Origin of the sequence: Phenylobacterium conjunctum (assembly GCF_042679085.1) — a bacterium.
GTDB lineage: Bacteria > Pseudomonadota > Alphaproteobacteria > Caulobacterales > Caulobacteraceae > Phenylobacterium > Phenylobacterium conjunctum.
On record NZ_JBHTLQ010000095.1, the window covers coordinates 1 to 7922 of the forward strand.

9 protein-coding genes and 2 pseudogenes are annotated in these 7922 nt (G+C 69.1%); 5 read left to right on the top strand and 6 right to left on the bottom strand.

Annotated elements, in window-relative coordinates; genetic code table 11:
• Both ACFQ27_RS20285 and xth read right to left on the bottom strand, forming a co-directional pair.
• A pseudogene (locus tag ACFQ27_RS20285) lies at window positions 1-541 on the bottom strand (hypothetical protein); the annotation flags it as partial.
• 38 nt (window positions 542-579) lie between these two features.
• A complete protein-coding gene (gene xth, locus ACFQ27_RS20290; RefSeq protein ID WP_377354849.1) occupies window positions 580-1359 on the bottom strand; it encodes an exodeoxyribonuclease III in 780 nt (259 codons plus the stop codon).
• Between the two features lie 56 nt (window positions 1360-1415).
• On the opposite strand from xth, the gene ACFQ27_RS20295 reads away from it, so the two are divergent.
• Window positions 1416-1733: a hypothetical protein gene (locus tag ACFQ27_RS20295; protein ID WP_374346248.1), complete on the top strand. Its 318-nt coding sequence runs from the start codon at window positions 1416-1418 to the stop codon at window positions 1731-1733.
• Here the strand turns inward: ACFQ27_RS20295 and ACFQ27_RS20300 are convergent.
• Entirely contained in the window at window positions 1730-2710 is a 981-nt protein-coding gene (locus tag ACFQ27_RS20300) for a M15 family metallopeptidase (RefSeq protein ID WP_377354850.1), read from the bottom strand. The two genes, ACFQ27_RS20295 and ACFQ27_RS20300, sit on opposite strands and share 4 nt — an antisense overlap.
• 151 nt (window positions 2711-2861) lie before the next feature.
• Between ACFQ27_RS20300 and ACFQ27_RS20305 the strand changes: the two genes are divergently transcribed.
• Window positions 2862-3776, top strand: coding sequence for a hypothetical protein (locus ACFQ27_RS20305; RefSeq protein WP_377354851.1), 915 nt, complete (start codon window positions 2862-2864; stop codon window positions 3774-3776).
• A 65-nt stretch (window positions 3777-3841) separates the two neighbouring features.
• Entirely contained in the window at window positions 3842-4333 is a 492-nt protein-coding gene (locus ACFQ27_RS20310; protein WP_377354852.1) for a hypothetical protein, read from the top strand.
• Here ACFQ27_RS20310 and ACFQ27_RS20315 read toward each other — a convergent pair.
• The 3 genes from ACFQ27_RS20315 to erpA form a co-directional block, all read right to left on the bottom strand.
• Entirely contained in the window at window positions 4330-4893 is a 564-nt protein-coding gene (locus ACFQ27_RS20315) for a hypothetical protein (protein WP_377354853.1), read from the bottom strand. The two genes, ACFQ27_RS20310 and ACFQ27_RS20315, sit on opposite strands and share 4 nt — an antisense overlap.
• Window positions 4894-4949: 56 nt before the next feature.
• A complete protein-coding gene (locus ACFQ27_RS20320) occupies window positions 4950-5759 on the bottom strand; it encodes an SDR family oxidoreductase (RefSeq protein ID WP_377354854.1) in 810 nt (269 codons plus the stop codon).
• A 73-nt stretch (window positions 5760-5832) separates the two neighbouring features.
• Window positions 5833-6165 carry an iron-sulfur cluster insertion protein ErpA gene (gene erpA / locus ACFQ27_RS20325; protein ID WP_377354855.1) on the bottom strand — a complete coding sequence of 111 codons (333 nt, stop codon included), beginning with the start codon at window positions 6163-6165 and terminating at the stop codon, window positions 5833-5835.
• Window positions 6166-6246: 81 nt separating this feature from the next.
• Between erpA and ACFQ27_RS20330 the strand changes: the two genes are divergently transcribed.
• Both ACFQ27_RS20330 and ACFQ27_RS20335 read left to right on the top strand, forming a co-directional pair.
• The gene (locus ACFQ27_RS20330; protein ID WP_374346237.1) at window positions 6247-7416 is read left to right on the top strand and encodes a deoxyguanosinetriphosphate triphosphohydrolase; all 1170 of its coding nucleotides are present in this window, start codon (window positions 6247-6249) and stop codon (window positions 7414-7416) included.
• A 95-nt stretch (window positions 7417-7511) separates the two neighbouring features.
• Window positions 7512-7922 (top strand): annotated as a pseudogene (locus ACFQ27_RS20335) (SPOR domain-containing protein); the annotation flags it as partial.

The following is a 7922-nucleotide window of genomic DNA, read 5'->3' on the forward strand; positions in this document are numbered from 1 at the left end:
GCGGCTTGGCCGGGCGGGCCGGTCGGCGCAGGATGGCTTCGGCCCGGGCCAGCCAGCGATTGGCCTCTGACACCGCCTCGGCCGGCGAGCCGCCGGCGCGGCGCTGCTCGTCGCCGGTCACCCAGAGGTCGAGGTCGAAGTCCGGGTGACGCGGGTCATCGAAGATCAGCCGCAAGGTCACGCGGGCGGCATGGGCCACCACCTGGTCCAGGGGGCGCCGGGCCTCGCCGCGAAAGGCGCGGGCCAGGACCTGGCCATCGACGATGATCTCGGCGCCGGACAACTCGTCGATCCGATAGACCAGGCACCAGGCCCCGGCGTCCCAGGACACCGCCGCCAGGCCTGTGGAAAAGGAAAAGCCCGCGCCGCGGCCGCGACCACGGGCAACCACCATGGATTCCGGCTCGGCCTCCAGCACCTTGCGCAGGGAGCGGGCGATGCGTCGGCTCTCGTCCAGGTACCAGATCGCCGCCGAGCCCAGAAAGGTCACGGCCGCGCCCGCCAGGGCCAGCATCAGAAGGAGCCGGGCAATCTCGCTCATGGGGGGACGCTACAGGGGTTGAGGGGCGGCCGGAAAGATCAGAGGTCGAGGTCGACGACTATGGGCACGTGGTCCGATGGCTTGTCCCAGCCGCGTACGTCGCGGTGGATCACGCAGGACCTGAGCTTGTCCGCCGCCTGGGGCGAGAGCAGGGCGTGGTCGATGCGGATGCCGTTGTTCCGCTGCCAGGCGCCGGCCTGATAGTCCCAGAAGGTGTAGCTCTCGGGGGCGCCGTCGATGGCCATGAAGGCCTCGGTCAGGCCCAGCCACTTCAGGGCGCGGAAGGCGGCGCGGCTTTCGGGGCGGAACAGGGCGTCATCGACCCAGTTCTCCGGATGGGCGGCGTCGCGCGGCTCGGGGATGACATTGTAGTCGCCCATCAGGGCCAGGGGCTCCTCATAGGCCAGCAGGTCGCGGGCGTGGGCGTTCAGGCGCTCCATCCATGCCAGCTTGTAGGTGAACTTCTCGGTTCCCGCCGGATTTCCGTTGGGCAGGTAGATGGAGGCGACTCGAACCGGGGTGGGACCGGAGACCAAGGCCTCGATGTAGCGGGCCTGTTCGTCGGTCTCGTCGCCGGGCAGGCCCCGGCGGACATCCTCCAGCGGCGTCTTCGAGACCAGCGCGACCCCGTTATAGGTCTTCTGGCCATGGACGGCGACATTATAGCCAAGTCGTTCAAGGGCTTCGGCGGGAAACTTCTCGTCCACGCACTTGATTTCCTGCAGGCAGGCGACGTCGGGCTTGGCCTCTTCGAACCAGCGCAGGACGGTCTCCAGTCGCGCATTGATTGAATTGACGTTCCAGCTCGCGATTCGCATTGACGGCTCCAGGATGGTTGGGGACGCTACCCGCCATGGCAGGGGTGCTCAAGGCGATGCCCGAACGATCGCGGGGCTGGCGGGTTGCGGCGATGGTCGCGGCGACAGCGGTGTGCGGCTTGATGGCGGCTTGCGGCGCCGTGGCGGCGATCTTCTCGCCCCTGGTGTTCGACCGCGCGGGCAACATGATGAACCCCCTGGCTTGGCTGGGCTTCATCCTGATGATCGGGTTCTGGGTCGTCTGTGTGCTCGCCCCGTTCGGCGCCTGGGTGGCCTATCGCCGGGGCCAGGAGCCGTTGGCCTGGGCGGCCATGGCGCTGCCCCTGGCCTGGCTGACCCTGCTGATCGCCGTGCTGCAGTTCGTGCCGGGCTAGGTCGTCTGGAGCTCGGTGAAGGTCTTCACCCCGATCCCGTACTCGCGCCAATCCTTGTAGTCGAAGTGCCACCACTCCTCGGGATAGACGCTGAAACCCTCGGCCTCCATCGCCTGTCGCAACAGGTCGCGCGCCCAGCGCTGGCGGCTCGTGCCGCCCACATAGTCGGCGAAGGAGCGACGGGACATCTCGTCATAGCGCCCGGTCATCTCCACCGGCTGGCCGGTCTTCAGGTCATAGAGGGTGAGATCGACGGCGCACCCGCGATTGTGCCGCGATCCCTGGGCCGGGTCGGCGACAAAGACGTGGGCGGCCTCCGGCGTGGCGTCCCAGAACATCTTGGTCACGAACCAGGGCCGATAGCCGTCGTGGATCAACAGGCCGAACCCTTGGGCTCGCAGGGTCTTGGCGGCGCGGCCCAGGGCCTCGGCGGCGGGCCGCTGCAGGAAGGCCGCCGGGCGCTCATAGAGCGGGAAGCCCATGAAATTGTTCGCCCCGGCATAGCGGATATCCAGCCGGATATCGGGGGCGACGGTGGTCAGGTCCACCAGGTCTGAAGCCCGGCGAGGCGGCGGCTCCGCGGGCGGGGAGGCGGCGAGGGCGGCGGCCCGCACCCCTTCAGGGTTTCCGCGCACCCCGGCCTGAATCCGGGCCACCGTCTCGGCGCCGATGTCGCGGCGGGGCAGGCGCGCGCCCTTCAAGGTCATGGCGTCGGGTGTGAACACCGAGTCTCCGTCCTGGGCCGCGTAGCGTCCCGGCGCCAGCGGCTGCAGCACCTCAGCTGAACGCCCCGGTCCGCTCAGGAACAGCTGCCCCTTGGCCTCGTAGACGGTCACGAGAGCCTCGTCGGACCCATACTCCCCGATCCGGGCCGCCATGTCGGCGGGCGGCGACGGGGGCGGCGCGGCCCAGGCCGGCGCCAGCAGGATCAACCAGGCCAAGGCGGCGGTGCGGATCATATTGGGGTCGTGGATCATGGCCGAAGTCTAGGCGCGCCGGCTGTGCGGGGTCCACGCTCGATGCAAGAGGCGCCCGGAACCCAAAATGAGGTATCGAGAATCGGCCAAAGCCTCAAAACTCTGCCAAGCATACCCTCGGTACTTTTGGTGATCCCTCGGAGGTGGCGCCTTGAATTCAGCGGACGCCGACGGGCCTCGCATCTATCGTCCCGGCGTCCGCATGGCGGCCAGCTACTTCCTGGACGCCCTGGATCGCATGGTGCGCTTCTCCGGCCAGGATCTTGGGCCTTGCCTGGTGTTCATGGGCACGGTCTGGGCCAACGTGTCCTGGGCCGCGGAGGGGGATGACGACGCGCCCTTGCCGGCCGAGGTCGACCGCCGGCCGGTGTCGATCTATCGCCTCGCCGACAATCTGAGCATGCCCTACGAGACGGTGCGGCGGCACGTGGCGCGCCTGGACGCCGCCGGCTTTGTCAGGCGGGACCCGCTGGGCGTCGTCGCGCCGGACGCGGTCTTCACCACGGCCCAGGCGGCGGACGTCATGACCGGATCGTGGGACGCCACCGTGCGGCTGCGGCGAGGGCTTGAGGCCTTGGGCGTGGCGCTGCCGACGCCAGCCGCGACGGTCCCGCCCCAAGCCCTGCCTTGGGTTGGACGCCTGTCCGCGGCCTTCGTGCTGGGCGGGGTGGATTTCATCACCCAGGCCATCGAATCCGATCCCGTCTCATGCCTGATCTACCTGGCGGTCAATCGCGAGAACCTCGCGAGCCTGCTGGCGGACGCCGAGCGGGTTCAGCCCTATATCGGCGCAGACGCCATCGTGCCGGACGAGCTGCGCCAGCCGACCTCGGTGTACCGCATCGCCCGGGTGCTGGGCCTGCCGTACGAGACCGCCCGCCGCCACGTGGTCAAGCTGGTGGAGACCGGGTGGCTGGAGCGCTTGCCGGACGGCGGCCTGATCACCCCAGGCCGGTCGCTGGCCCATCCCGCGATGCAGGAGGCCGCGATGCAGGCCTGGCCCCTGGTGCGCCGCTTTCTTGGGCGGACGGCCACGCTGGGGCTCGGCGGGGCCGGCGACGTCTGATCCGGTCTCGACGCCAGGGCGCGGGTTCGACATGGTGCGCCGCGGTTTGGCCAGGGGAGTTCGGGATGTCGGCGCGAGCACAGATCGGTGCGGTTGCTGCGGCCTTGAGCCTGACCGCGGGCGCGGCCCTTGGGCAGGACGCGCCGCCGGCCCCGCCGAAGACCCTGGACCAGGCGGGCGTCCAGGCCTGGATCAACGCCAATCTCGCCCATGACGGCTGGCCGCTGATCGAGGTCGACCGGCTCGGTGTCACCTTCGGCGGGCCGGACGGGATCAAAAGCCTGCCGGACGGAACGCTGCAGGCCCAGATCCGCCGGGAGTATTTCGGCCCCGACAACCTGGGGCCGATGAACACCCGCTCCAGCCTTCAGACCTGGAATGTGGACTGCAAGGGGCCGCGCCTGCGGATCACCGCCATGCAGATCTTCCAGTTGAACAATCTGGGGGGCTTGAGCGACGCCCGCGACGACGCCAGCGCGCCCTGGAACCCGCCGCGCGCGGGCATGAACGCCCAGATTGTCTCGAAGATGTGCGCGATGCAGGCGGCGAAGCCCTAGGCTTGCCGCGCCGCCAGATCGGCCAGGACAGGCGCCAGCAGCGACAGGTCGCGTTCGCTGGCGAGGCTCAGCACTCGGCGCGCGGTCTTCTGTGACGTCCCGCCATCCTGCGCGGCCAGCATCACCGCATGGGCCTTGCTGAGCGGATCGTCGTTGAGCAGGGCGGCCAGGGCGGCGAGGGCGGTTCGGAGGCTTAGGGGCGCCGGCGCCTCGCCCAGTCGAACCACCAGGCTGATCCCGTCCAGCCCCGCCTGGGCGTCTACCAGCGCCGCCGGGCCCAGCAGGGCGATGGCCGGCGCGCCGGGCGCCTGGCGCGCGAACGCCAGGGCGTCAATGAGGTCGGCGGAATCCAGCGGGCCGAGCGGCGCGCAACCGGCTTCAAGCAGGGCCGGGGTCCAGGCCTGGGTCTCGGCGCCCAGCATCAGCACTACAGGCGGGGCTGGCGCGGGCGCGCGTTCTACGGGTGTGGCGCGCGCAGGTTCCGGACGCGCCAGCAGCGCGGGCAGGGCGGCGAGCACTGTCCGTCGGATCCACATCGCCGATGCGCCGGTCCCGGTCATGGGACCAGCTTGCCAAGCTCCCGCCGCTTCGCCCAGCCCCCGCAACCGACGGGCGTCTAGACCTTGAAGGCTTCCGGGATCGCATCGCCGCCGGCGTCGCCCAGTTCGGAGCCGCCGTCGACGTTCATGATCGTGCCGGTGATGTAGCGGCCGCTCTCCGAGGACAGGTAGATGACCGCCTCGGCGATATCGAGCTTCTCGCCGTAACCCCGCAGAGCAATGCGGGATTTCACGCGGGCTTCGGCGTCTGCGGTGGGCGCCAGGCGGGCCATGCCTTCGGTGTCGGCGATGGGGCCAGGCGAGATGGCGTTCACCCGCACGCCAGCCGGACCCCACTCCATGGCCAGGCACTGGGTCAGCATGTTGATGCCGGCCTTCGCGGCGCAGACATGGGCCTGATAGAGCGAGGGGCGAGAGCCCTGCGGCGCGGTGATCGAGATCAGCGAGGCGCCCGGCCGGTTCAGGTGCTGGAAGCTGGCCCGCAGCACGTGGAAGGTGCCCATCAGGTCGATATCGATGACGGTCTTGAAGCCGTTGGCGCTCATGCCCAGCGCCGGGGCCACGAAGTTTCCGGCCGCCCCGGAGACCACGATGTCGATCTTGCCGAAGGTCTCCACCGTCTGGGCCAGGGCGGCGTCCACGGCGGCGTAGTCGCGCACGTCGGCGGCGATGCCGATGGCCTCGTACCCGGCGTCGGTGATGGTCTTGGCGGCCGCCGCGATCTTCTCGGCCGAGCGGCTGAGGATCGCCACCTTGGCCCCGGCCTCGGCCAGGCGCTGAGCGATGCCCAGATTGATGCCGCTGGAGGCGCCGGCGATGAACGCCACCTTGCCCTTCAGATAGCCGTCCTTGAACGCGCTGCGCATGATCGTTTCTCCCGAGTGTTGGTTGGCCGCCAGCTTAGCGGCTTCCCCGGCGTCGGAAGCAAGAGGCGCGGCGCTAGATCGAGAAGCTGACTCCGCAGCCGCAGCTGGACTTGGCGTTGGGGTTGCGGATCTTGAATTCGGCGCCGGCCAGTTCGTCGACGAAGTCGATCTCCGAGCCCTTCAAAAGGACCAGGCTCATCTCGTCCACCAGGGCCGCGGCGCCGTCGCGCTCGACCTTGAGGTCGTCGTCATTGGCGTGGTCGACCAGGTCGAACTGGTACTGGAAGCCGGAACAGCCGCCGCCTTCCACCGCGATCCGGAGCATGATGGGACGGCCCTCGGCGGCGCCGATGGCGCGGATCCGTTGGGCGGCGGATTCAGAAAGGGTCAGGTCGATCATGGTCATGGCTGCGTAACACTCTGCCGTGAACTATATGAGATTGCACACGCCTCTCACCAAGAGGTCAATTTAAGTCAGCGAGATCGAATGATCCCGACCCGCGCCGCGTACGCCGAGGACGCCGCCACATCCCTGGGCCGCAAGGTCCAGGAAGCCGAGAGCCGCACCCGCACCGCCTTTGCGCGGGATCGGGACCGGATCATCCATTGCACCGCCTTTCGGCGGCTGAAGGAGAAGACCCAGGTCTTCGTGGCGCACGAAGGCGATCACTTCCGCACCCGCCTGACCCATTCGCTGGAGGTGGCTCAGGTCGCCCGGTCGCTGGCCACCGCCTTGGGGCTGGAGCCGGACCTGGCCGAGACCATCGCGCTCGCCCATGACCTGGGACATCCGCCCTTTGGTCACGCCGGCGAGGACGAGCTGCAGATCCAGATGGAGCCGTACGGCGGCTTTGACCACAACGTCCAGACCTTCCGGGTGGTGACGCGCCTCGAGCGGCGCTATCCGCGCTTTGATGGCCTGAACCTGACCTGGGAGACCCTGGAAGGGGTCATCAAGCACAACGGCCCGGTGACCGAGAAGCTGAGCAATCCCTCCTGGGCGGCGATCAGCGAGTTCGACGCCGAGTACGACCTGGGCCTGGGGACCTGGGCCTCGGCCGAGGCCCAGTGCGCGGCTCTGGCCGACGACATCGCCTATAACAATCACGACGTGGACGACGGGGTGCAGGCCGGCCTGTTCCACCTGAAGGAACTGCTGGACGTGCCCCTGATCGGGCCGATCCTGCATGGGGTCTACAAGGACTATCCGAACCTGGATCCGTCCATCGTGCGGCTGGAGGCTGTGCGGCGGATGATCGGCGCCATGGTCGACGACGTTCTGGCTGAGACAAACCGTCGCGCCGCCGCCTCCAAGGTCGCCTCGGCCGAGGATGTCCGGAACCTGGATCACGCCCTGGTGGCCTTCTCGCGCGACATGCTCGAGGACCTGGGCCGGCTGCGCGAATTCCTGATGAGCCGGATGTACCGGTACTGGAAGGTCAACCGCACCCGCAGCCAGGCCCGCCGCATTCTCGCCGAGATGTTCCAGCTTTTCATGGCCGAACCCGACGTTCTGCCGACGGAGTGGTTCGCCCGGTCGCAGAACCGCGACGAGGCCGGCCGTGCGCGTGTGGTGTGCGACTACATCGCCGGCATGACCGACCGTTTCGCCATCGAAGAGCACCGCCGACTTTTCCACCTCGACGTCTGGAATTAGGACGCGCCGAAGGTTCGAAGCGCGGGCGTCTTCGGTAGACTGACACCCGATATTCGCCGGCCGAAGTGATTCGGGCGGTCCCGCTGGAGTCTTCGATGTCCAACCCTGATCGCGGCGCTTACACGCCCCCGACCGACGCGCCGCTGTCCTTCGACGCCCGCCAGCCGGTGCGCGGCGCGCGTCCGGCCCCGATGATGCTGATCGTCAGCGCCCTGGTGCTGGTGGTCCTGGTCGTGGCGATCGTGATTTTCTACCGCTCCGGCGTGCACGAGGCCAACGGCCTGCCGCCCGCGGTCGGAACGCCCACCGCCGAGATCAAGGCCCCCGCGCCGGCCGAGGCCCAGCCCGCCGATCCGGCCGCCGGCCTGCAGATCTACCAGTCGACGGACGGCCAGGCTCCGCCGGCCCAGCCCAACTTCACCGCGCCGCCGGAACAGCCACAGGCCCGCACTGAGGCTCCGCCGGTGGTGACCGCGCCGGCTGCGCCGCCGGTGCAGACCATCACC

Bases quoted from the DNA above. Each gene is read 5' to 3' on its own strand.
- xth (WP_377354849.1), bottom strand. From the start codon at position 1,359: ATGCGAATCGCGAGCTGGAACGTCAATTCAATCAATGCGCGACTGGAG.
- ACFQ27_RS20295 (WP_374346248.1), top strand. From the start codon at position 1,416: ATGCCCGAACGATCGCGGGGCTGGCGGGTTGCGGCGATGGTCGCGGCG.
- ACFQ27_RS20300 (WP_377354850.1), bottom strand. From the start codon at position 2,710: ATGATCCACGACCCCAATATGATCCGCACCGCCGCCTTGGCCTGGTTG.
- ACFQ27_RS20310 (WP_377354852.1), top strand. From the start codon at position 3,842: ATGTCGGCGCGAGCACAGATCGGTGCGGTTGCTGCGGCCTTGAGCCTG.
- ACFQ27_RS20315 (WP_377354853.1), bottom strand. From the start codon at position 4,893: ATGACCGGGACCGGCGCATCGGCGATGTGGATCCGACGGACAGTGCTC.
- ACFQ27_RS20320 (WP_377354854.1), bottom strand. From the start codon at position 5,759: ATGCGCAGCGCGTTCAAGGACGGCTATCTGAAGGGCAAGGTGGCGTTC.
- erpA (WP_377354855.1), bottom strand. From the start codon at position 6,165: ATGACCATGATCGACCTGACCCTTTCTGAATCCGCCGCCCAACGGATC.
- ACFQ27_RS20330 (WP_374346237.1), top strand. From the start codon at position 6,247: ATGATCCCGACCCGCGCCGCGTACGCCGAGGACGCCGCCACATCCCTG.